Origin of the sequence: Bradyrhizobium sp. PMVTL-01 (genome assembly GCF_051861855.1) — a bacterium.
In the GTDB taxonomy this organism is placed as follows: Bacteria; Pseudomonadota; Alphaproteobacteria; order Rhizobiales; family Xanthobacteraceae; genus Bradyrhizobium.
Map to the genome: position 1 here is coordinate 6,087,611 of NZ_CP193982.1, position 21,028 is coordinate 6,108,638.

The following is a 21,028-nucleotide window of genomic DNA, read 5'->3' on the forward strand; positions in this document are numbered from 1 at the left end:
TTTAACGCATGTCGCGCGCCGATTAAAACCGTTCAACGCGGCCTAACCATGCGACATTGTCGGAAACAAGCGGGCGACATCAGCCGAAAGTTGGAACGAGGCGTACGCACCGCGGTAATTTCTTGCTGATTCCATCTCCGCTCTTGCATCGCTGCAACACTTTTCGCGCGTTCGGGAGGTCGGCCGCGTTCATCACTTGTATTTCACATCGCACCGGCTCAAGATCATTTTCGAAAACAATACTCCGGCATGTGAACCGGCTGAGGGGCAGGCCATATGGACGAGCTGATCGGACGGCTGGCGGCGAACGCCAGCATAGATAGTGCTGTCGCCGAAAAGACCGTCGGCATTATCCTGGGCTTTCTGCGCAACGAAGGCCCCTCCGAAAACGTCGAAGCCCTGATCAACGAGATTCCCGGCGCGGAAGCGGCGATCGAGGCGTCCAGAAGCGGCGGCGGACTGTCGCGGCTGATGGGCGACGGCCTGATGGCCGTCGGCACACGGCTGGATGGGGCTGGGCCTTGGCATGTCCGAGATTCAGTCCATTGCCCGCGAACTTTCCGCTACGGCCGAGATAAAATCGGAGCGGATCAGATGGGCAAGATGATCGCGGGGACGCCGGGCCTCAGCCAGTTCGCCTGAGCAACGCTTTTCATATCGAGCATCATGACATATCCGATCTCAGAGATTGAGGGCCTGCCCGCTTTTGCCGCCAACAAGCTGAAGGCGCAGGGCATCCGCACCACCGACGCGCTGCTCGAGGCCGCCTCGACCGTGAAGGGCCGCAAAGCGCTCTCCGCCAAGACCGGCATCAGCGAGCAACTGCTGCTGGAATGGGCCAACGTCTCCGACTACATGCGCATCCCCGGCATGGGCCGGGCCAAGGTCGGCCTGGTCCGCGCCGCCGGCGTCACCACCGTGCGCGAGCTTGCCTTCCGAAATCCGGCCAGGCTGGCGCAAAGCATGCGCGAGGCCAACGAGAAGAAGAAGCTGGTCCGCATCCTGCCGTCGGAGAAGTCGGTCGGCGACATCATCGCCAAGGCGAAGAAGCTGCCGCCGAAGATCACGTATTAGGCTGCGGACCAAGCTGGAGAAATGGGGTACCACTGATCCGAGGTCGTCCTTGCGAGCGCAGCGGTCGCGGTAGGGACGCTCATTGCTGGGCGCCCCCCGCACAGATCCGTACGTGCGGCTTTCCCGCATACGGCTCCCACCTCGGGTGAGTAGCGGTGAAGCGTGTTCGGGGCCAAGGATGGAGGATTTGTGGCTTGGGGAGCAAGTCGGAGGCAAGCCGCGCGACCCGCTGCCACGTGGTCCCGTCAATCTGGCTGCGGCGCCGAAGCATCCGCCTCCATTGTTCGGTGACGAAGTAGCGGAAGGCGCTGAGCGCTCGGCTGTTGGTCGGTACCGCGTGGTAGTTGAAGTACCCGGTAACGACCTGCCGCAGCCATTTGCCCTGTTCGAGCACCGACTGGTGCATACGCCGTCGCATTCCCTGCTTCACGGCTTGCAGTTTCGCCCGCATGCGGTCTTTGCGAGACTTGCGCCTGATCTGGAACTTGCCTTGCTTGGATCGGCTGCAGATGAAGGTGAAGCCGAGGAAGTTGAAGGTCTCCGGCTTGCCGAGCCCGCGCCGCCTGCGGTTGTCCTCCGCATGACGTCCGAACTCGATCAGCCGGGTTTTCTCAGGGTGCAGTGACAGCGCGAACTCCTGCAGCCGTTTGCGCAATTCTTCGAGGAAGTGCCGGGCCTCATTCTCATGCTCGAAGCCGACGATGAAGTCGTCAGCGTAGCGCACGATGATCATGTCACCCGCGGCCTCGCGCCGTCTGAAGCGTTCGGCCCACAGATCGAGGGCATAGTGCAGGTAGATGTTGGCAAGCAGCGGCGAGATCACCGCCCCTTGTGCCGTCCCCTGTTCGCTGACCCTGACCGTTCCTTCTTCGAGAACACCCGCCTTGAGCCATTTGCGGATCAGACGGATGATACGCTGGTCGCCGGTCCGATGTTCGACGAAGCGGATGAGCCATTCCTGGTCCACCATGTCGAAGAACGAGCGGATATCGGCGTCAACAATGAAGTTCACCCGCCGGCTCTCGATTCCGACCAGCAGCGCATCCATCGCATCGTGCGCGCTGCGCCCGGGCCGGAACCCATACGAGAACCCGAGGAAGTCCTCCTCGTAGATCGCGTTGAGCACCGTAGCGGTTGCCCGCTGAACGATCTTGTCCTCGAGGGACGCAATCGCCAGCGGTCGCTGCCGCCCATCCTGCTTCGGGATATGGACCCGCCGCGACGGCTGCGGCCGGTACGCTCCCCGGTGAACACGAGCATGCAGGTCCTCAAGATTGGCCTTGAGGTCTTGCTCGTAGTCCCGCCACATCATTCCGTCCACACCCGGCGCGGCATGCTTCTTCAGCGCGAAGAACTCCGCCTCGAGCAGTTCAGGCGTGATGTGGTGAAGCAGCGCAGTGAACCTCTCCTTCTTCCTTTCCCTTGCAGTTCGCCGTATGCGTTCCAACGCCTGTGTCACGCTTGTCCGGCTCGGCGTCCGGGGCGTGCTTTGCTGGTCCGCATTCCCCTTGGTCGCGGCCCTTCGCTCCACCAACTCCTCCGCGGATCGCTCCGCTTCGTTCGCAGGCTTCGACGCTACTACGGCCGCGTCCGACTTCCCGCATCCGTTCGTCATCGGCTTTGGCTCCTCGCCTTCCCGATGCGGACCTTGGGGGCATGTTGCCATCGGTCAGATGCGGGACCTCCCAGGTTCCGACGCGGTCCTTTGCTGCGTGATGGGGTCTTCGACCACGGCAGAGCGTCAGCGCCTCGCATAACGGCGCCGCACATGTTGCCTTCGACGTTGCTTACCGGCTCGGCCTCTGCGAGTTTCTGTCTTTCGCGGCTCAATAGCCCACCCCACAGCATCGTTGTGTACGCTTCGCAGCCGCCGTTGCCGACGGCCACGCAACACTCACTACCGGGCGCTCGCTACCGCTTACCCGGACCGGACTTCCACCGGTTGGACCACGCCAGCTTGCCTGGCGCACAAGCAATCCAGAATCTTTCCGCGGTGACGGTCTGGATTGTTTCGCTCGCTCGCAATAACGGAGTGTAGGCAAGAACATCGCTTCCTCTCGGCCGTCTGTGCGCATCGGAATGGCCGCGAATCGTCCCCAATCCCGGCTTGACTCCCCCCCCCACGACAGCGCAATGCCACGCGCATGAATGCCTCGCCCTCCCCATCCGTCCCGCCGGCCGGCTCGGCCGGGCCTGATGCGCTGCGGACGCTCGTGGGCCGACCGATCCCGGCGGTGATGGGCGTGCTCAACGTCACCCCGGATTCCTTCTCCGACGGCGGCAAGTTCATCGCGCCCGAGCAGGCGCTGGTGCGGGCGCGGGCGATGATCGAGGCCGGCGTCGACATCATCGACATCGGCGCCGAGTCCACCCGGCCCTACACCGGCGCCAAGGCGGTCACCGCCGAGGACGAGCTGGCCCGGCTGAAACCGGTGCTGCCAGCCGTCGTCGCGCTCGGCGTGCCCGTGTCGATCGACAGCATGAAGGCGGAGGTGGTGAAATTCGCGCTGGACCAGGGCGCGGTGATCGCCAACGACGTGTGGGGCCTGCAACGCGACGCCGACATGGCGCAGCTGATCGCCGCAAGGGGCGTCCCCGTCATCGTCATGCACAACCGCGACAGCGTCGACCCCGCCATCGACATCGTCGCAGACATGAAAGCATTCTTCCTGCGCTCGCTGGATATCGCCGCAAAAGCCGGCATCGCGCGCGAAAAAATCGTGCTCGATCCCGGCATCGGCTTCGGCAAGACAGCCGAGCAGAGCATGATCGCGCTGGCGCGCTTACGCGAGCTCGACAGGTTCGGCCTGCCGATCCTCGTTGGCGCCTCGCGAAAACGCTTCATCGCCTCGGTGTCGCCGTCGGAGCCATCGGAGCGGCTCGCCGGCTCGATCGCCGCGCACCTGATCGCCGCGCAGCGCGGCGCCAGGATCATCCGGACCCACGACGTCGCCGAGACCTTGCAGGCCCTGCGGGTCGCACACGCAATCGAGAGCAAGCAATGACCGATACGATCTTCGTGACCGGCCTGTCGATCCATGCGCGCCATGGCGTGATGGATCACGAAACCGAAGTCGGCCAGCGCTTCGTCATCGACCTCGAGCTCTACACCGACTTGTCGGAACCTGCGCGCACCGACCGGCTCGCCGACACCGTGTCCTACGCCGAAGTCGTGGCGACCACGACGGCGGCCTTCAAGAACACCAATTACAAGCTGCTGGAAGGCGCGGCCGGCGCGGTCGCCGATGCCATCCTGTCGCACTTCCCGCGCATCCGCGCGGTCAAGATCACCGTGCACAAGCCGCACGCGCCGATCGCCGCGATCTTCGACGACGTCGGCATCATGCTGACGCGCTCGCGGCATCCGTGACATGGGAAACGTGCTGATCGCACTCGGCGGCAATGTCGGCGATGTCCGCGCGACGTTCAAAAAGGCGATCTCGCACATCTGCGGCATGGCGCAGGCCGCACTGATCGGGCGCTCCTCGGACTACGCAACGCCGCCCTGGGGCGACGAGGACCAGGCCCCCTTCATCAACGCCTGCGTCGAGATCGAGACCAGCCTCGATCCGCATGCGCTGCTGTTCGTACTGCAGAAGGTCGAGCAGAAATTCGGCCGCACGCGGGACAAGGAGCGGCGCTGGGGCCCGCGCACGCTCGATCTCGACATGATCGCCTATGACGATCTGTCCTTGCAGAAGCCCGACCTGACGCTGCCGCATCCGCGCCTGTTCGAGCGCGCCTTCGTGCTGGTGCCGCTGGCCGAAATCGCGCCGGACCGCGTGATCTCGGGCATTCGTGTGCGTGACGGGCTTGCCGGCGTCTCGACGCAAGGCATTGAGCGGCTTCCGGATACCGGTTAACCAAAAACAACCGTTTGCAGGGACGGTCCGCCGTGGCAATTTCGCCTGCGAATAAGAAGATTTTCGGGAGCCCTTGGCCGTATGACCTCCGTGACTGACGACCTGCCGCTGGCGGCGGATTTTCCCAAGGCTACCGTCGAGGACTGGCGCAAGCTGGTCGACGGCGTGCTGAAGGGGGCGCCGTTCGAGAAGCTGGTCGGCAAGACCTATGACGGAATCAAGATCGAGCCGCTCTATCCGCGCGCCAAGGGCGTCGCGCCCGTGGCGGGCCGGCCGGCGGCCGCACCGTGGCAGATCGTGCAGCGGATCGACCATCCCGACGCTGCGCTCGCGAATGCGCAGGCCTTGCAGGACCTGGAGAACGGCGCGACCGGGCTCGCGCTGGTGTTCGCCGGCGCCAACGGCGCGCGCGGTTTCGGCCTGGAACCTTCGGCCGAGGCAGTCGCGAAAGTCCTGAAGGACGTTCATCTCGATGCCGGCATCGGCGTCGAGCTCGAGATCGGTCCGCAATCACGGATGGCCGCGATCCATGTCGCGGAATATGTCAAGAGCAACGGCCTCGATCCCGCGGCCTGCAACATCCGCTTCGGGCTCGATCCGCTTGCGGCCGGCGCCGTGTGGGGCCACAGCCCTTACACTTGGGACGAGATCGTTCCGGCCGTCACCGGCGCCATCAAGGGTCTCGCCGCGCTCGGCTTCAAGGGGCCGTTTGCCTCGGCCGACGGACGCGTGATCCACGATGCCGGTGGATCGGAAGCGCAGGAGCTGGCTTTCGTGCTCGCCTGCGGCGTCGCCTATCTGCGCGCGATCGAAGGTGCCGGCATTCCGCTCGAGCAGGCACAGGGTATGATCTATGCGCGGCTCTCTGCCGATGCCGACCAGTTCCTGACCATGGCCAAATTCCGCGCGCTGCGGCTGTTGTGGGCTCGCATCGAGACCGCGTGCGGGCTGACGCCGAAACCGCTGTTCATTGCCGCCGATACGGCCTGGCGCATGCTGACGCGGCGCGACCCCTACGTGAACATGCTGCGCGCGACCATGGCGACGTTCGCGGCGGGGCTCGCCGGCGCCAGTGCCATCACCGTGCTGCCGCACACGCTGGCGCTCGGCCTGCCTGATCCGTTCGCGCGACGGGTGGCGCGCAACACGCAACTTCTGCTGCTGGAGGAAAGCAACCTCGCCAAGGTCAGCGATCCCGCAGCAGGCGCCGGCGGCATCGAGACACTGACCGCCCAGCTTTGCGAACCGGCCTGGGCGCTGTTCCAGGAGAGCGAGAAAGCCGGCGGTGCCTTTGCCGCACTCCAGCAGGGTCTGTTCCAGAGCAAGGTCGCGACCGCGCGCAAAGCCCGCGAGGCCAACATCGCCAAGCGCCGCGACGTTCTGACCGGCGCCAGCGAGTTTCCGAACCTGCAGGAGAGCGAGACGGCGGTGCTGAAGGCAACGCCTGTTACGCTCGCGCCTTACGGGGAACGGAAATACAAGTTCGATGCGCTGCCGCCGATCCGTCTGGCAGAGCCGTTCGAGGCGCTGCGCGACAAATCCGATGCGGCACTCAAGGCGCACGGAGCGCGGCCAAAGGTCTTCCTGGCCAATCTCGGCACGCCCGCCGATTTCACGGCGCGCGCGTCCTTCGCGAAAAGCTTCTTCGAGGCCGGCGGCATCCAGGCCGTCGAGAGCGAGGGTCTTACCGATCCGGCCAAGCTCGCCGCCGCCTTCAGGGCCTCCGGCGCCGCTCTTGCCTGCCTTTGTTCCAGCGACAAGGTCTACGCGGAACACGCCGAAGCTGCGGCAAAGGCCCTGCAATCGGCCGGCGGGCGACATATCTATCTGGCAGGCCGCCCGACCGATGCCGAGGCGGCGCTGCGGGCCGCCGGCGTCACGGGTTTTGTGTTCGCCGGAGGCGATGCGCTTGCCACGTTGCAAGACGCCTATCGACGGATGGAAATGGCATGACCGAGACCAGCAAACCCGTTCTCACCGGCGGCTGCCAATGCGGGGCGGTGCGCTTTGCGGTCTCAGCACCGCCTGGCAAAGTCAGCATCTGTCATTGCCGGATGTGCCAAAAGGCGACCGGCGCACCGTTCGCCTCCTTCGCCGACATCGAGAAGACGGACTTTGCCTGGACCAAGGGCACGCCATCGGCGTTCCAATCCTCCTCGATCGCGATGCGCGATTTCTGCGCCGCCTGCGGCACGCCCCTGAGCTTCCGCCGCATCGATGGGCCGCGCATCGAGATCATGACCGGCGCGTTCGACCGTCCGGACCACGTGGTGCCGACACGGCAATACGGCACCGAATCCCGCCTCGGCTGGGTCGTCGGCATCGCCAATCTGCCGAGCCAGACCACGCAGCAGAATTACGGGCCGGAGAAGATGGCGACCATCGTCAGCCATCAACATCCGGACCATGATTGAGCGCCTTTGATATGGTTGAAACCATGAGCCGCATTCCCAATTTTGCCGATGTTGCCTTCGAGCGCATCGCAACCGAAGCGCCTGCCGGCAGCGCCGAGCCGTGGCTGACGCCCGAGGGCATTCTGGTGAAATCAGCCTATGGCGAGGCGGATCTCGCCGGGCTCGATTTCCTCGAGACCTATCCGGGCATCGCGCCTTATCTGCGCGGCCCCTACCCGACCATGTATGTCAACCAGCCCTGGACCATCAGGCAATATGCGGGCTTCTCCACGGCGGAGGATTCCAACGCGTTCTACCGCCGCAACCTCGCGGCCGGGCAGAAAGGCCTGTCGGTCGCCTTCGATCTCGCCACCCATCGCGGCTATGACTCTGACCATCCGCGCGTCGGCGGCGATGTCGGCATGGCCGGCGTCGCCATCGATTCCATCTACGACATGCGCACGCTGTTCGCAGGCATTCCGCTCGACCAGATGAGCGTGTCCATGACCATGAACGGGGCGGTGCTGCCGATCCTCGCGCTCTACGTCGCGGCCGCCGAGGAACAGGGCGTGCCGCCGGAAAAGCTCTCGGGCACCATTCAGAACGACATTCTGAAAGAGTTCATGGTGCGCAACACCTACATCTATCCGCCGGCGCCCTCGATGCGGATCATCTCGGACATCTTCGCCTACACCTCGCAAAAGATGCCGAAGTACAATTCGATCTCGATCTCCGGCTATCACATGCAGGAGGCCGGCGCGACGCAGGATCTCGAGCTCGCCTATACGCTCGCGGACGGCGTCGAATATCTGCGTGCCGGCCTTGCCGCCGGCTTAGACGTCGACCGCTTCGCGCCGCGGCTGTCGTTCTTCTGGGCGATCGGCATGAACTTCTTCATGGAAGTCGCCAAGCTGCGCGCGGCGCGCCTGCTCTGGGCGAAGCTGCTGAAACCGTTCAATCCGAAAGACCCGCGCTCGCTGTCGCTGCGCACGCACAGCCAGACCTCGGGCTGGTCGCTGACCGCGCAGGACGTCTTCAACAACGTGATGCGCACGACGGTGGAGGCGATGGCGGCGACGCAAGGCCACACCCAGTCGCTGCACACCAACGCGCTCGACGAGGCGCTGGCCTTGCCGACCGATTTCTCGGCGCGCATCGCCCGCAACACCCAGCTGTTCCTGCAGCAGGAGAGTGGCACCACCCGCATCATCGATCCCTGGGGCGGCTCGTACTACGTCGAGCGGCTCACGCGCGATCTCGCGGTCAAGGCCTGGGGCCACATCCAGGAGGTCGAGGAGCTCGGCGGCATGGCGAAGGCGATCGAGGCCGGCGTGCCAAAACTGCGCATCGAGGAGGCCTCGGCCAAGACCCAGGCCCGTATCGATGCCGGCAAGCAGGCGGTGATCGGCGTCAACAAGTACAAGCCGACCGACGAGGTCCCGATCGAGATCCTGAAGGTCGACAACACCAACGTTCGCCGGCTCCAGATCGACAAGCTGACGCGGCTGAAGTCCGAGCGCAACCAGAAGGATGTCGATGCCGCGCTCGCCGCGCTGACGCGTTCGGCCGGCGAAGGCAACGGCAATTTGCTCGCGCTCGCGATCGACGCAGCGCGCGCCAAGGCGACCGTCGGCGAAATCTCGGACGCGATGGAGAAGGTGTTCGGCCGGCACCGCGCCGAGATCAAATCCATCACCGGCGTCTACAAGCGGGAGGCGTCCAGCATGGGCAACCAGGTCGAGAAGGTTCAGGCGCTGATCGACGCCTTCGAGGAGGCGGAAGGCCGCCGCCCGCGCATCCTGGTCGCCAAGATCGGCCAGGACGGCCACGACCGCGGCCAGAAGGTGATCGCCTCGGCGTTTGCCGATATCGGCTTCGACGTCGACATCGGACCGCTGTTCGCGACCGCCGATGAGGCCGCGCGCCAGGCGGTCGAGAACGACGTGCACATCCTCGGCGTCTCTTCGCTCGCCGCCGCCCACCTCACCGCGGTGCCCGAGCTGAAGGCCGCGCTGAAGAAGCAGGGCCGCGACGACATCATGATCATCGTCGGCGGCGTGGTGCCGCCGCAGGATTACGATGCCCTCCACGCGGCCGGCGCCGAGGCGATCTTCCCGCCGGGCACCGTGATCGCGGATGCGGCCGAGGAGCTGATCCGCAAGCTGAATGCCCGGCTCGGCCATAGCGAGGCGGCGGAGTAGATGATAGGCTGGCCGCGCAACCGGCCAGATCTGTCCATGACACGTGACGAAATCATCGCGGCGATCCGCAAGAACGCGGATGCCATCAAGGGCAAGGGCGTGTCGAAGCTCGCCATCCTCGGCGCGCGGGCCGACGAAGACTACAGCGCCGACAGCGATATCGACATTCTGGTCGAGGTTGAACCGGACACCAGCTTCTCGCTACTCAACCTGATCGATGTCGAGCACATCATCGAGGATGCGACCGGCCTGCAGACGCAGGCAACCGTTCGCAGCTCGATGGCGCCCCGCTTTGCGGCGCACAGCGCGGACGACATTGTCGAAATATTCTGACGCTCACGCAGGAGCACTATCCTTGAGGTTCATGACCGGTTTGAGCGTCGCCTTGGCGCTGAGCGCAACTTGCGTGTTTTCCGCCCTCGCCGCCGACCCCAAGCCCGACGCCGTCGTCAAGACCAGGAGCATCGAGGCACGCATCTTCCTCGATGAGGCGATCAAGGCGGATGCGGCGCTCGCTGCCGACTGCCTCACGGAGGGCAAAAGGTGGCTCGACAAGAACGCGACTGAAGCTGCTGCCTGCGCCGCGTTGCTCACAGCACTGTGGTAGCGCTACCTTGCAGCCGCGCCGCAAAGCCGACTAGAATGCCGCCATTGACAAGAGCGCCCGGTGTGACGGGCGCCGCTGGGAGGCATCCATGTCCAAGATTTCGCGCCGCACCTTTGCGGCTTCAACCGCCGCCGCGGCGGTTTCCGCCGCATTCGGCCTCAAGCCCGCACGCGCGCAAGCCTATCCGGCCCGGCCGGTCACCGTCATCGTGCCCTGGGGCGCGGGCGGCGGCACCGATGCGACGGCGCGCATCGTCGCAGCGCTGCTGGAAAAGGACCTCGGCCAGCCCTTCAACGTCGTCAACCGCACCGGCGGCTCCGGCGTGGTCGGCCACAGCGCGATCGCGACCGCGCAGCCCGATGGCTACACCATCGGCATGCTCACGGTCGAGATCTCGATGATGCATTGGCAAGGCCTCACCGATCTGACGCCGAAGAGCTACACGCCACTGGCGCTGATGAACGAGGATCCGCCCGGCATCCAGGTCTCCTCCTCCTCGCCCTACAAGACGGTCAAGGAGCTCTCCGAGGCGATCAAGGCGGCGCCTCCCGGCAAGTTCAAGGCCTCCGGCACCGGCCAGGGCGGCATCTGGCATCTGGCGCTGGTCGGCTGGATGCAGGCGATGGGCCTGCCCGCCAACCAGGTCGCCTGGGTGCCCTCGAACGGCGCGGCACCGGCGATGCAGGATCTCGCCGCCGGCGGCCTCGACCTCACCACCTGCTCGGTGCCGGAAGCGCGCGCCATCATCGAGGCCGGCAAGGCCAGGAGCCTCGCCATCATGGCGCCGGCGCGCAATCCGATCTTCAAGGACGTGCCGACGCTGAAGGAGGCGATGGGCATCGACTACGCCACCGGTGCCTGGCGCGGCATCGGCGCGCCCAAGAACCTGCCGCCGGAGATCGCAACCAAGCTCACTGCAGCGCTGAAGAAGGTCTACGACTCCGCCGAGTTCAAGGACTTCATGAGCAATCGCGGCTTCGGCACCGTGTGGGGCGACGCCGCCCATTTCGCCGGCTTCATGGACAAGGGCGATGCCCAGATGGGCGAGGCGATGAAGGCGGCGGGATTGAGCAAGGCGTGATTGTTCACCTCTCCCCGCCTGCGGGGAGAGGTCGAAGTCGAGCTTGCTCGAATTCGGGTGAGGGGGAGTCTCCGCGAGTCCAACTCTCACCGTCCCCGCAGAGACTCCCCCTCACCCCGACCCTCTCCCCGCAAGCGGGGCGCTCACAGGACCCCTCCCATGCGTCTTCCCGACTCCGTCACGGGATCGTTTCTCGTCGTGCTCGGCGCGGCTGCCGCCTATGGCGGCTACATCCTGCCGCCAGTGCCGGGGCAGCCGGTCGGCCCCAACGTGTTTCCGCTGGTGATCGGCACGGGCCTCGCACTGTGCGGCCTCGCGATCGTGTTCGGCATCGGGCATTCCTTCGAGGAGGAGGAAGAGCTGGTCCCGCTCGAGGACGGCCAGGCGGCCGGCCCGCCGCCGCAAAGCAAGCTCTACGGCCTGCGCGCGCTGCTGCCCCCGGCGCTGCTGCTGTTCTACGTCCTCGCCGCCGACCGGCTCGGCTTCATCATCACCGCGGCGATCATGGTCTACGTCACCTCGACCGCGCTCGGCGCGAAGTGGAAGCTGGCGCTGCCGCTCGCCGCGCTGTCGCCGTTCGCCATTCACCTCATCTTCGGCAAGCTCCTGCGGGTGCCGCTGCCCGCCGGCCTGTTGCCGACGCCCTGGTAACCCCATGCTGAAAACGCTGCTTGACGCTCTTGCGCTGATCTCCACCTGGGAGGTCATCATCTCGATGTTCGCGGCCTCCGTGTACGGCCTCGTCATCGGCTCGCTGCCGGGCCTGTCGGCGACGATGGCGACCGCCCTGCTCGTCCCAGTCACCTTCTACCTGTCGCCGATCGCGGCGATCGCGACCATCGTCGCGGCGTCGTCGATGGCGATCTTCTCCGGTGACATCCCCGGCGCGCTGCTGCGCATTCCCGGCACGCCCGCCTCCGCGGCCTATGCCGACGAAGCCTATGCCATGACGCGCAAGGGCCAGGCGGAGCTCGCATTGGGCGCGGGCGTCTGGTTCTCCGCGGTCGGCGGCATCGCCGGCGTGCTGTCGCTGATGATCCTGGCGCCGCCGCTCGCCGAGATCGCGCTGTCGTTCTCGACCTTCGAATATTTCTGGCTGGCGCTGCTCGGCCTGATGTGCGCCACCCTGGTGGCGCGTTCCTCGCCAGTGAAGGCGATCGCCGGCATGTTCATCGGCCTCCTGGTCTCCTGCATCGGCATCGAGAATCCCGGCGGCGTGCCGCGCTTCACCTTCGGCATTACCGATCTGTTCGGCGGCATCGAGCCGATCCCGGCCCTCGTCGGCGTGTTCGCGGTGGCGCAGGTGATGCGCGCGATGCTGACGCCGGAGCCGCCGCCGCTGCCGCGCCGAAAATTCGGAAGCATCATGGCCGGCCAGTGGAAGCTGACCCGGAAATACCACTGGCAGATGACGCGCGGGAACATCGTCGGCATCATCATCGGCGTGCTGCCCGGCGCCGGCGCCGACATGGCCGCATGGGTGTCCTACGCGATGTCGAAGCGCTTCTCCAAGGAGAAGGAAAAGTTCGGCACCGGCCATGTCGAGGGCCTGGTCGAGGCCGGCGCCAGCAACAATGCCAGCATCGCCTCCGGCTGGGTGCCCTCGCTGCTGTTCGGCATCCCCGGCGACACCATCGCCGCGATCGCCATCGGCGTGCTCTACATGAAGGGCCTCAATCCCGGCCCGACGCTGTTCACCGAGAAGGCGTCGAGCATGTACGCGATCTACCTGATGTTCATCATCGCGAACATCCTGATGATCCCGCTCGGCATCGCGATGATCCGCGTCGCCGCCTATATCCTGCTGGCGCCACGCTCGACCGTGATGCCGATCATCATGCTGTGCTGCGCGGTCGGCTCGTTCGCGATCGGCAACAACATGTTCGGCGTCGTCACCGTCGCCGCCTTCGGCGTGATCGGCTACGTCATGGAGGCCAACGGCTATCCCGTGGCCGCGATGGTGCTCGGCATCGTCATGGGCACCATGGTCGAGCAGGCCTTCGTCACCTCCCTGATCAAGTCCGACGGCAGCATCCTGCCGTTCTTCGAGCGCCCGGTCGCCGCCATCCTCGCTGCCATGGCGATCGGCGCCCTGCTCTGGCCGGTGATGGTGTGGATCTGGCGTAAGGTGAAACCGATGCAGACGGCCGCGGCAACGACCCGGTGATATCGGCGGGCGGCCCTCGCCTGCCTCCCCGCGGCGTTGTAAAGCAGGGCATGACTGAGAGGAAGACCTCGCTCGACATCAAGACCCTCGCCCGCGACCTCCGCGCCGGTAGTCGCGCGGCCCTCGCCCGCGCCATCACGCTGGTGGAGAGCCGTCGCGGCGACCATCAGGCCCTGGCGCGCGAGCTGGTGCAGAAGCTCCTGCCCGACACCGGCAAGGCTTTTCGCGTCGGCATCACCGGCTCGCCCGGAGTCGGCAAATCCACCACCATCGACGCGCTCGGGACCTATCTGATCGAGCAGGGACACAAGGTCGCCGTGCTCGCGGTCGATCCGTCCTCGGCGCGCAGCGGCGGCTCCATTCTCGGCGACAAGACGCGGATGGCGCGCCTCGCGGCCTCCGACGATGCCTTCATCCGCCCCTCGCCGTCCTCGGGCACGCTCGGCGGCGTCGCGGCCAAGACGCGCGAGGCGATGCTGCTTTGCGAGGCCGCCGGCTTCGGTGTCGTGCTGGTCGAGACCGTCGGCATCGGCCAGTCCGAGACCGCAGTCTGCGACATGACCGATTTCTTCCTCGCGCTGATGCTGCCCGGCGGCGGCGACGAGTTGCAAGGCATCAAGAAGGGCCTGGTCGAGCTCGCCGACATGATCGCGATCAACAAGGCCGACGGCGACAACCTCAAGCGCGCCAAGATCACCGCCGCGGATTATCGCGGCGCGCTGCACATTCTGGCGCCGCGGTCCGAGCATTGGCATCCGCCGGTCGAGACCTATTCGGCCCTGACCGGTGCAGGCATCGCAAAGATCTGGCAGAAGGTTCTGGATCACCGCAAGGCGATGAATGCCTCCGGCGATTTCGCCGCGCGGCGGCGCGAGCAGCAGGTGAAATGGATGTGGTCGATGCTGGAGCAGCGCATGCTGGCGCGGCTGCGCAGCGAGGCCTCGGTGCGGACCAAGGTCCGCAAGATCGAGACAGAAGTCGCCGATGGCCATCTCACGCCGGCGCTCGCCGCCGAGCAGATCCTGGAGTTGCTGCAATGAGCGACAGGCTCCGCATTCTCCTCACCGGCTTCGGAGCGTTCCCCGGCGCGCCCTATAATCCGACCCGGCCGCTGGTGGCACGGCTGGCGCAATTGCGCCGTCCGGCGCTCGACGATGTGGCGATCGCAAGCCACATCTTCCCGGTCACTTATGCCGCGGTCGACCGGCAATTGGCTGAGGTGCTCGCGAAGGAAAAGCCGGACGCGCTCCTGATGTTCGGCCTGGCCGCGCGCACGCCGTATCTGCGCATCGAGACCCGGGCACGCAATGCGATCACCATGCTCTGGCCCGATGCCGCCAACACCCGCTCCACCAAGCGCGGCATCGCCGGCCATGCCGACGCGATGATGTTCGGCCCGCACACGGCACGGCTGCTGCGCGCCGCGCGCCGCACCGGCATCGATGCGCGCGCCTCGCGCGATGCCGGCGCCTATCTCTGCAACTATCTGAGCTGGCGCGCGATCGAGAACGTCAGGGCCGGCGGACCGAGGCTCGCCGCGTTCATCCATATTCCCCTGCTCGCGCGCAGCGGCGCGGTGCGGCGCAAGGGCGCGCCGCGCATCACGCTGGAGGAGCTTGTGGATGCGGGGGAAGCGATGCTGATGGAGATGGTGGCGTTGGCAAGGAAACGGCGCGCTTCATAAGGATGGATTAGCGAAGTGTAATCCACCTCTTCTCCATCAACGGTTCCGTACTCGCGGTGACATGGTGGGTTACACCAGCGGACTGCGCTTCGCGCGGCCGCGGCCCAACCCTAAGGCACCGTCTTTGCGTAAACATTTAACCCTACCGCGAACAATCCCCACGGGCCTCGTCGCCCTGCGCTACCTAGTCGGCGCGGACCCCCGCGTCCGCCGGAGGACGCATCATGGACCTCAATCGCCGCCACCTCATCGGAGCCTCGACCGCGGGCATTGCGGGCGCGCTGGCCATGTCAGCCGACGTCGCGCGTGCGGCGCCGCTGACGTCGCTGCTCGGCCGCGATGCCACCCAATATGGCGTGCGGCCAGGTAGCAGCGAGGACCAGACCCGCCCGCTCCAGCGCGCGATCGACGAGGCAGCGCGGGCGCAAACTCCGCTCGCCCTGCCACCCGGCATCTACCGCAGCGGATTGCTGCGGCTGCCGAACGGCGCGCAACTGATCGGCGTACGCGGCGCGACCAAATTCATCTTCACCGGCGGCGCCTCGGCGATCCAGAGCGACGGCTCGGATGCCATCGGCCTCACGGGCATCACCTTCGACGGCGCCGGCATTCCGCTGCCGGCCCGGCGCGGATCGATTCACGTCCTCGGCGGGCGGGATGTGCGTATCAGCGATTGCGAGATCGCGAACGCGGGCGGCAGCGGCATCTGGCTGGAGCAGGTCGCCGGCGACATCTCCGGCAATATCTTCACGAATATAGCGGTGACCGCAGTCGTCTCTTTCGACGCCAGGGGCCTCAACGTCTCCCACAACACGATTCTCGGCACCAATGACAACGGCATCGAGATCCTGCGCACGGCGACCGGCGACGACGGCACGCTGGTGACCGACAACCGCATCGAAAACATCAAGGCCGGGCCCGGTGGCTCCGGCCAGTACGGCAACGCCATCAACGCCTTCCGCGCCGGCAACGTGATCGTGCGCGGCAACCGCATCAAGAACTGCGATTATTCCGCGGTGCGCGGCAATTCGGCTTCGAACATCCACATCACAGGCAACAGCGTCAGCGACGTGCGCGAGGTCGCGCTCTATTCCGAGTTCGCGTTCGAGGCCGCCGTGATCGCCAACAACATTGTGGACGGCGCCGCCGTCGGCATCTCCGTCTGCAATTTCAACGAGGGCGGCCGCATAGCGGTGGTCCAGGGCAACGTCATCCGCAACCTGATCCCGAAGCGCCCCATAGGCACCGCGCCCGACGACGGCGCCGGCGTCGGCATCTACATCGAGGCTGACACATCGGTGACCGGCAACGTGATCGAGAACGCGCCGTCCTACGGCATCGTCGCCGGCTGGGGCAAATATCTGCGCGACGTCGCGATCACGGGCAACGTGATCCGCAAGGCACTCGCCGGCATCGGCGTCTCCGTGGTGCCCGGCGCCGGCACCGCGCTCGTCAACAACAACATGATCTCGGAAACCCCGCGCGGCGCCGTGGTCGGCCTCGACCATGCCCGCGCGGTGACCGCGGACCTGTCGGCGGACGACGCCCAGCGGTTTGCGCAGGTCATGGTGGGCGGGAATGCGGTGCGGCGGTAGGTGCGCGGCTGGCAGCCGGGCCGTTCCTTCGAGGCTCGGTCCGCGGTGCTCTGCACCGCGAAACTCGCACCTCAGGATGACCCGCCAAATTAGGACGCCGCTGATCTCTTCGCACGTCCCTTAGAACGCATTCCTGAGCAGCGGGTACTTCGCTTCGATGCCGTCGAGGCTGAGGGTGAATTCGGCGACGCGCTCGGGAGCCGCGACGATTTCGGCGGCCGGCGCAGGCGTAGCAACCGACGGCTTCACAGCGGGCGCTGTGAAGGGCGCCATCGCAGCAGGCGTCGCGACCGCCGGCATCACGGCGGGTGCGGTTGACGGGGCCCGCGCAGTGGGAGCCCTGAGCGGCGGCGACATCTCGGCGGGCGCGGTGAACGAGGCTATCGCCACGGGCGCAGCCAGCGGCACCAGCGGGGCTTCGGGGACTTTGGCTCGAACATCCGGCTTGGGATCGAGATTGATCGGCAGGGCGGTCTCGGGGGCGATGTGGACGGCCTTTGGCTGCAAGGTCTTGGGCTGCAAGGTCTTGGGCTGCACGGTCTGCACCTGCTGCTCGCGCGGAAACACGCGCGGCATCGTCGCCGGCGACCAGCCGAATGCGGAGGTGACGCTCGCCGCTGCCGCTGCGACGTCCCCGCCCGTGGCGATGGCGCGCCAGGTCTGGACGGCGCGCTTGGCTTCCTGGATGTTTTCGAGAAAGCCGAGCTCGGAGTGATAGCGGCGCCAGCGTCCGGTCTCGAACATTTCGGACAGATGCTCCAGCCGCTGCTCGGCGAGAGCGCACCAGCGTGCCGCGACTTCGCGGCTGCAACCCTCCGCGCGGAAGGGCGCGTAACCAGACTCTTGGCGATGTGTCATGAACCAGCCCGTTGGGAGAAGAGACGGACGCGGGGGACGCAACGCACACGAATCAATTTAGACGCGACATGAATATTTTGTGGAAAAGTTTTGACTTGTCCAGCAACGACACACGGTGGGTCGTGAAACACCGTAGTCGCGCGGACAATTGCTGTGATTTCCAGTCAAGCTTTGCACAAGCATGACGGACGCGCGCTGCACTTGATGAACGCTGGCGCTCGGCGCCGCCGCGATCGCTCAACCTGAAGCTGATCCCAAATATCGCTTGGAGGGTTCGGATGCCAAAAAAGAAAAGACCCGTCCGGGGGGACAACCGGACGGGTCGAGCCATATGGGCGCTTGGGGTGGATGGGCGCTCGCGCCTGATATGACTGATGGGGAGGGATGACCGCTCCCACATAATTTGGTCGTGCTACCCGGCTGAACGTTCAAATGCGCCGTTTGATTTTTTGACTTTTGGCGTGCGCGCAATCTGTCGCAGCGACTATCGCGTCGCGGCCCTATCCGCCTGAGAAATCGCGGCTTTATCGCCTGCGCTCGACAGCGAGGGCTGCTCGATCGCGCGGATCCCCGGCTCCTCGCGACGCTTGTCGGCGTCTTCACGTTTTGTTGTACCGGGCGCAGCCGCGACCGGCGTCGTACTGTCGGCGGGAATAGCCATCACCGCGGCATACGCATCGGGCTCGCCATCGCCGAACAGATCATCACGCCCGGGTGAGCCGAGATCGCGCGCGGTCTTCGCCAGCGTCATGCGCAGCGCTTCCGGCTTGAGTGTGTAGTTGCGCTCGAGCAGCAGCGCCGCGACGCCGGAAACATAGGCCGCCGAGAACGAGGTTCCCGAGGTCATCTGGTATTTGCCGTCCGGCGCCGGCAGGAAGATGTCGACGCCGGGCGCCGCCAGCGCGATGTAATTGCCGCGGTTGGACGCGGAAAACAGCTTGTCCTGCTGGTCGGTCGCGCTGACCGCGATCACGTTGGGATTGGCGGCGGGATAAAGCGGCGGCGATTTCGCGCCGGCATTGCCGGCCGCCGCGATCAGCACGAGGCCGCGCGCGGCCGTCGCCGCGATGGCGCGCTCGATCACGGCGTCTTTGGGACCTGCAAAGCTCATATTGATGATCTGCGCGCCGTGCTCGGCGGCATAGTTCAGCGAGCGCAGGATGATATAGGACGAGCTCTCGGCGCCGCCCGTGGTGCCGCCGAAGGCGCGGATGGCGATGATGCGCGCCTCGGGCGCGCCGCCCATCAGCTTGGCATGCGCCACGATGGCGCCGGCGATGCCGGTACCGTGAACGTGCGGGCCATCGGCGCTGCCGAGCGCGTCGAAATTATCGGAGATGGAATTGGCGAGCTCGGGATGCTTGGCATCGATCCCGGAGTCGATCACCGCAACCCTCACATTGGCGCCATGCGCCAGCGTGTGCGCCTGTGGAAGGCGAAGCTTTGCCAGCGCGTATTGCGCAGGGTCGCCCTCGACCGGCACGGCGGATTTCTGGTCCTGCAGCGCGTAGCGGAAGTTCGGCTGGACCGAGCGCACACTGCCGTCGGCGGCGAATTCGCGCCGCACCGTCTCGGTGGGCCGGCCGTCGGTGATGCGGAACAGGCCGAACGTCGCCCCGATCAGCGGAAAATTCTCGGATGCGAGGCGCGCGAGGCCATGGCGGCGCGCGAGCGCGTCGGCCGCCGTTACCGAGAGGCCGCCGTCGATCTCGGCGACGAATTCGCCCGGGAAGATGCGCTGGTTCACCACAACCCGCGTGTTGTTCCCGCGCCCCTTGCCGGCAGTCTTCTTGCCCGATTTTCCACCGCCCTCGCCGCCTGCGTTCGGCTGCGCCAGGCATTCGCCGTCAGCATCGCGATAGGGCGCCGTGCAGCTCGAATACAGGTTGGGCGAATAGCGCACGTAGGGCAGCACCGGCATCGGCCCGATCCGAGCCGACGGGATCCGTGCGACCGTCGTCGTGGTGATCGTGCGTGGGCCGGGACCAACGCTCACCGCCCGCGCAGTGACGGTGGGAGTGATGGTCGGCGTGCGCGAGGGAACGCTGATCGTCGGCGTGCGCATGATCGCCTGCGCCTGCGCGACCTCGACGCCGAGGCAGGCGGCGAGCAGCAGCGCGGCCCCGACCGACGAGGCGTAGGCCGCGGTTCGCAACTTACTCTCGGACTTGCGCGTCATAGATTCAGAGGCGCCCTACGGCGCCGCAACGGCGAGGTTGACGAACTTCTCGCGCTGCATCCTGGCGAGCAGCGCGGCGAGCGCGTCCTGGCTCATTGCCTTGTCGAACTGCAGGCGGAACATGCCGCCCTTGGCATCACCGATGATCGACGCCTGGTAGCTGTCGAGCAATGCGGTGATGTCGGCAACACGCGCCTCGGGCGTGAAGCGCACCAGCGCGCGAGCCGGTGCTGCGGACGCACCGAGTTCGCGCGTGATCGGCGCGCCGGTCGAAAGCGAGGCGGTCTGGAAGGTCGCGGTCTGGGTCTTCATCAGCACCGCGCCGATGATGCCGGCCTGCAGCAGCAGCGCGATGGCGCCGAGACCCGCCGACCAGGCCAGCGTTCGCGGCGACAGGCTCGCGAAGAAGGTCGCGATGCGCGCCGACAGCGGCAGCGAACCGACGGCACGCGCCGGCTCGGCATCGATCGCGGTGAACAGCTTCTGCATCGCGCGCGCCGACGGAGCGCCCAGGCTCTCGTTCAGATGGATTGTCTCTTCGTACTCGCCGCGGATCGCGGCATATTGCCTGGCGAGCTCCGGATCGCGCGCCAGCGCGTCCTCGACGCGGCGGGCATCGCGCGCGTTCAGCGTGCCGGCGGCGTGCCACGGCAGCAGCAGTTCAATTTCACTGGGCTCTTGCTGCAGCATCGTCTTGCTCAAAGCCATCATGGCCAGCCTCGCTCAACACCGGCTGCTTTCAGCAGTTCGGCCAGTTTCCTGCGCGCATAGAACAAGCGCGTCTTAACAGTGTTCTCCGGTATCCCGACAATTTCGGCGACTTCTTCCACGGACTTCTCGTGGTAGTAGACGAGATCGACGATCTCCCGATGTTCCGGCGAGAGGCCCGTGAGGCACTCCCGCAACGCCGCACTGGTATCCTTCTTCTGCACCACCGTTTCCGGATCGTCGGACTGGTCCTCGATCGCGTTCGCGGCATCTTCGTCCAGCTCAAAATCCTTCCTGCGCCGGAGCGCCGAGAGGGCCTTGAATCGGGTGATTGCCAGCAGCCAGGTGGATACGGCGGATCGGCCTTCGAACTTGCCGGCTTGACGCCAAACGTCGAGAAACACCTCGCTGATGAGGTCTTCCGCCGCCTGCTCGTCCCGCACGAGCCTCAGCCCGAACCTGTAGACCCTGACATGGTGCCGCCCGTACAGCACCTGCATGGCGAGCCGGTCGCCTTGAGCGATCCTGGCGATCAGGACCTCGTCCGAAGCCGCCTGTGTCACGCTCAAAGCTCGTCTCGCAAGGTTGGTCGGGTCGATGCGGCAGAGGGTTCGACGG

Annotated in this window: 19 protein-coding genes and 2 pseudogenes; 16 read left to right on the top strand and 5 right to left on the bottom strand. The window is 66.0% G+C overall.

Annotated elements, in window-relative coordinates; all coding sequences use genetic code 11:
- Positions 1-276: 276 nt before the first annotated feature.
- Positions 277-642: pseudogene (locus tag ACRQ5Q_RS29550) on the top strand (DUF2267 domain-containing protein).
- Between the two features lie 24 nt (positions 643-666).
- Positions 667-1,074: a DUF4332 domain-containing protein gene (locus ACRQ5Q_RS29555; RefSeq protein ID WP_439374290.1), complete on the top strand. Its 408-nt coding sequence runs from the start codon at positions 667-669 to the stop codon at positions 1,072-1,074.
- Positions 1,075-1,153: 79 nt separating this feature from the next.
- Here ACRQ5Q_RS29555 and ltrA read toward each other — a convergent pair whose 3' ends face one another.
- Complete coding sequence (gene ltrA / locus ACRQ5Q_RS29560; RefSeq protein ID WP_439368145.1) at positions 1,154-2,533, bottom strand: group II intron reverse transcriptase/maturase; 1,380 nt, start codon at positions 2,531-2,533, stop codon at positions 1,154-1,156.
- Between the two features lie 685 nt (positions 2,534-3,218).
- On the opposite strand from ltrA, the gene folP reads away from it, so the two are divergent.
- The 14 genes and pseudogenes from folP (at position 3,219) to ACRQ5Q_RS29630 (ending at position 16,665) form a co-directional block, all read left to right on the top strand.
- Positions 3,219-4,079 carry a dihydropteroate synthase gene (gene folP, locus ACRQ5Q_RS29565; RefSeq protein WP_439393474.1) on the top strand — a complete coding sequence of 287 codons (861 nt, stop codon included), beginning with the start codon at positions 3,219-3,221 and terminating at the stop codon, positions 4,077-4,079.
- Positions 4,076-4,444, top strand: coding sequence for a dihydroneopterin aldolase (gene folB, locus ACRQ5Q_RS29570; protein ID WP_008132622.1), 369 nt, complete (start codon positions 4,076-4,078; stop codon positions 4,442-4,444). Before folP ends, folB begins: the two co-directional genes overlap by 4 nt.
- A 1-nt stretch (position 4,445) precedes the next feature.
- A complete protein-coding gene (folK, locus tag ACRQ5Q_RS29575) occupies positions 4,446-4,937 on the top strand; it encodes a 2-amino-4-hydroxy-6-hydroxymethyldihydropteridine diphosphokinase (RefSeq protein ID WP_439374288.1) in 492 nt (163 codons plus the stop codon).
- Positions 4,938-5,018: 81 nt separating this feature from the next.
- Positions 5,019-6,890, top strand: coding sequence for a methylmalonyl-CoA mutase family protein (locus ACRQ5Q_RS29580; RefSeq protein ID WP_439374287.1), 1,872 nt, complete (start codon positions 5,019-5,021; stop codon positions 6,888-6,890).
- Positions 6,887-7,351, top strand: coding sequence for a GFA family protein (locus ACRQ5Q_RS29585; protein WP_439374286.1), 465 nt, complete (start codon positions 6,887-6,889; stop codon positions 7,349-7,351). Before ACRQ5Q_RS29580 ends, ACRQ5Q_RS29585 begins: the two co-directional genes overlap by 4 nt.
- Positions 7,352-7,374: 23 nt before the next feature.
- The gene (gene scpA / locus ACRQ5Q_RS29590; protein WP_439393476.1) at positions 7,375-9,531 is read left to right on the top strand and encodes a methylmalonyl-CoA mutase; all 2,157 of its coding nucleotides are present in this window, start codon (positions 7,375-7,377) and stop codon (positions 9,529-9,531) included.
- A 36-nt stretch (positions 9,532-9,567) separates the two neighbouring features.
- Positions 9,568-9,864, top strand: coding sequence for a nucleotidyltransferase family protein (locus ACRQ5Q_RS29595; protein WP_439374284.1), 297 nt, complete (start codon positions 9,568-9,570; stop codon positions 9,862-9,864).
- Between the two features lie 31 nt (positions 9,865-9,895).
- A pseudogene (locus ACRQ5Q_RS29600) lies at positions 9,896-10,108 on the top strand (hypothetical protein); the annotation flags it as partial.
- Between the two features lie 118 nt (positions 10,109-10,226).
- Positions 10,227-11,219, top strand: coding sequence for a tripartite tricarboxylate transporter substrate binding protein (locus ACRQ5Q_RS29605; protein ID WP_439374283.1), 993 nt, complete (start codon positions 10,227-10,229; stop codon positions 11,217-11,219).
- Positions 11,220-11,378: 159 nt separating this feature from the next.
- Positions 11,379-11,870: a tripartite tricarboxylate transporter TctB family protein gene (locus tag ACRQ5Q_RS29610; protein WP_439393478.1), complete on the top strand. Its 492-nt coding sequence runs from the start codon at positions 11,379-11,381 to the stop codon at positions 11,868-11,870.
- Between the two features lie 4 nt (positions 11,871-11,874).
- Entirely contained in the window at positions 11,875-13,386 is a 1,512-nt protein-coding gene (locus tag ACRQ5Q_RS29615; protein WP_439374282.1) for a tripartite tricarboxylate transporter permease, read from the top strand.
- A 50-nt stretch (positions 13,387-13,436) separates the two neighbouring features.
- A complete protein-coding gene (meaB, locus tag ACRQ5Q_RS29620) occupies positions 13,437-14,426 on the top strand; it encodes a methylmalonyl Co-A mutase-associated GTPase MeaB (RefSeq protein WP_439374281.1) in 990 nt (329 codons plus the stop codon).
- Positions 14,423-15,070 (top strand): pyroglutamyl-peptidase I family protein, encoded by a 648-nt coding sequence (locus tag ACRQ5Q_RS29625; protein WP_439374280.1) that lies wholly within the window; start codon positions 14,423-14,425, stop codon positions 15,068-15,070. The genes meaB and ACRQ5Q_RS29625 overlap by 4 nt, the downstream gene beginning before the upstream one ends.
- 224 nt (positions 15,071-15,294) lie before the next feature.
- Positions 15,295-16,665 carry a TIGR03808 family TAT-translocated repetitive protein gene (locus tag ACRQ5Q_RS29630; protein WP_439393480.1) on the top strand — a complete coding sequence of 457 codons (1,371 nt, stop codon included), beginning with the start codon at positions 15,295-15,297 and terminating at the stop codon, positions 16,663-16,665.
- Positions 16,666-16,785: 120 nt separating this feature from the next.
- Here the strand turns inward: ACRQ5Q_RS29630 and ACRQ5Q_RS29635 are convergent, their stop codons facing one another.
- The 4 genes from ACRQ5Q_RS29635 to ACRQ5Q_RS29650 form a co-directional block, all read right to left on the bottom strand.
- Positions 16,786-17,523 (bottom strand): TIGR03809 family protein, encoded by a 738-nt coding sequence (locus ACRQ5Q_RS29635; protein ID WP_439393482.1) that lies wholly within the window; start codon positions 17,521-17,523, stop codon positions 16,786-16,788.
- A gap of 484 nt (positions 17,524-18,007) precedes the next feature.
- Entirely contained in the window at positions 18,008-19,702 is a 1,695-nt protein-coding gene (locus ACRQ5Q_RS29640) for a S8 family serine peptidase (RefSeq protein WP_439393484.1), read from the bottom strand.
- 15 nt (positions 19,703-19,717) lie between these two features.
- Positions 19,718-20,413 (bottom strand): hypothetical protein, encoded by a 696-nt coding sequence (locus ACRQ5Q_RS29645; protein WP_439374276.1) that lies wholly within the window; start codon positions 20,411-20,413, stop codon positions 19,718-19,720.
- On the bottom strand, positions 20,410-20,979 hold the full coding sequence (locus ACRQ5Q_RS29650) for a sigma-70 family RNA polymerase sigma factor (RefSeq protein ID WP_439374275.1): 570 nt from the start codon (positions 20,977-20,979) through the stop codon (positions 20,410-20,412). Before ACRQ5Q_RS29650 ends, ACRQ5Q_RS29645 begins: the two co-directional genes overlap by 4 nt.
- Between the last annotated feature and the right edge of the window lie 49 nt (positions 20,980-21,028).

Bases quoted from the DNA above. Each gene is read 5' to 3' on its own strand.
- ACRQ5Q_RS29555 (WP_439374290.1), top strand. From the start codon at position 667: ATGACATATCCGATCTCAGAGATTGAGGGCCTGCCCGCTTTTGCCGCC.
- folP (WP_439393474.1), top strand. From the start codon at position 3,219: ATGAATGCCTCGCCCTCCCCATCCGTCCCGCCGGCCGGCTCGGCCGGG.
- folB (WP_008132622.1), top strand. From the start codon at position 4,076: ATGACCGATACGATCTTCGTGACCGGCCTGTCGATCCATGCGCGCCAT.
- folK (WP_439374288.1), top strand. From the start codon at position 4,446: ATGGGAAACGTGCTGATCGCACTCGGCGGCAATGTCGGCGATGTCCGC.
- ACRQ5Q_RS29580 (WP_439374287.1), top strand. From the start codon at position 5,019: ATGACCTCCGTGACTGACGACCTGCCGCTGGCGGCGGATTTTCCCAAG.
- ACRQ5Q_RS29585 (WP_439374286.1), top strand. From the start codon at position 6,887: ATGACCGAGACCAGCAAACCCGTTCTCACCGGCGGCTGCCAATGCGGG.
- scpA (WP_439393476.1), top strand. From the start codon at position 7,375: ATGAGCCGCATTCCCAATTTTGCCGATGTTGCCTTCGAGCGCATCGCA.
- ACRQ5Q_RS29595 (WP_439374284.1), top strand. From the start codon at position 9,568: ATGACACGTGACGAAATCATCGCGGCGATCCGCAAGAACGCGGATGCC.
- ACRQ5Q_RS29605 (WP_439374283.1), top strand. From the start codon at position 10,227: ATGTCCAAGATTTCGCGCCGCACCTTTGCGGCTTCAACCGCCGCCGCG.
- ACRQ5Q_RS29610 (WP_439393478.1), top strand. From the start codon at position 11,379: ATGCGTCTTCCCGACTCCGTCACGGGATCGTTTCTCGTCGTGCTCGGC.
- ACRQ5Q_RS29615 (WP_439374282.1), top strand. From the start codon at position 11,875: ATGCTGAAAACGCTGCTTGACGCTCTTGCGCTGATCTCCACCTGGGAG.
- meaB (WP_439374281.1), top strand. From the start codon at position 13,437: ATGACTGAGAGGAAGACCTCGCTCGACATCAAGACCCTCGCCCGCGAC.
- ACRQ5Q_RS29625 (WP_439374280.1), top strand. From the start codon at position 14,423: ATGAGCGACAGGCTCCGCATTCTCCTCACCGGCTTCGGAGCGTTCCCC.
- ACRQ5Q_RS29630 (WP_439393480.1), top strand. From the start codon at position 15,295: ATGGACCTCAATCGCCGCCACCTCATCGGAGCCTCGACCGCGGGCATT.
- ACRQ5Q_RS29635 (WP_439393482.1), bottom strand. From the start codon at position 17,523: ATGACACATCGCCAAGAGTCTGGTTACGCGCCCTTCCGCGCGGAGGGT.
- ACRQ5Q_RS29640 (WP_439393484.1), bottom strand. From the start codon at position 19,702: ATGACGCGCAAGTCCGAGAGTAAGTTGCGAACCGCGGCCTACGCCTCG.
- ACRQ5Q_RS29645 (WP_439374276.1), bottom strand. From the start codon at position 20,413: ATGATGGCTTTGAGCAAGACGATGCTGCAGCAAGAGCCCAGTGAAATT.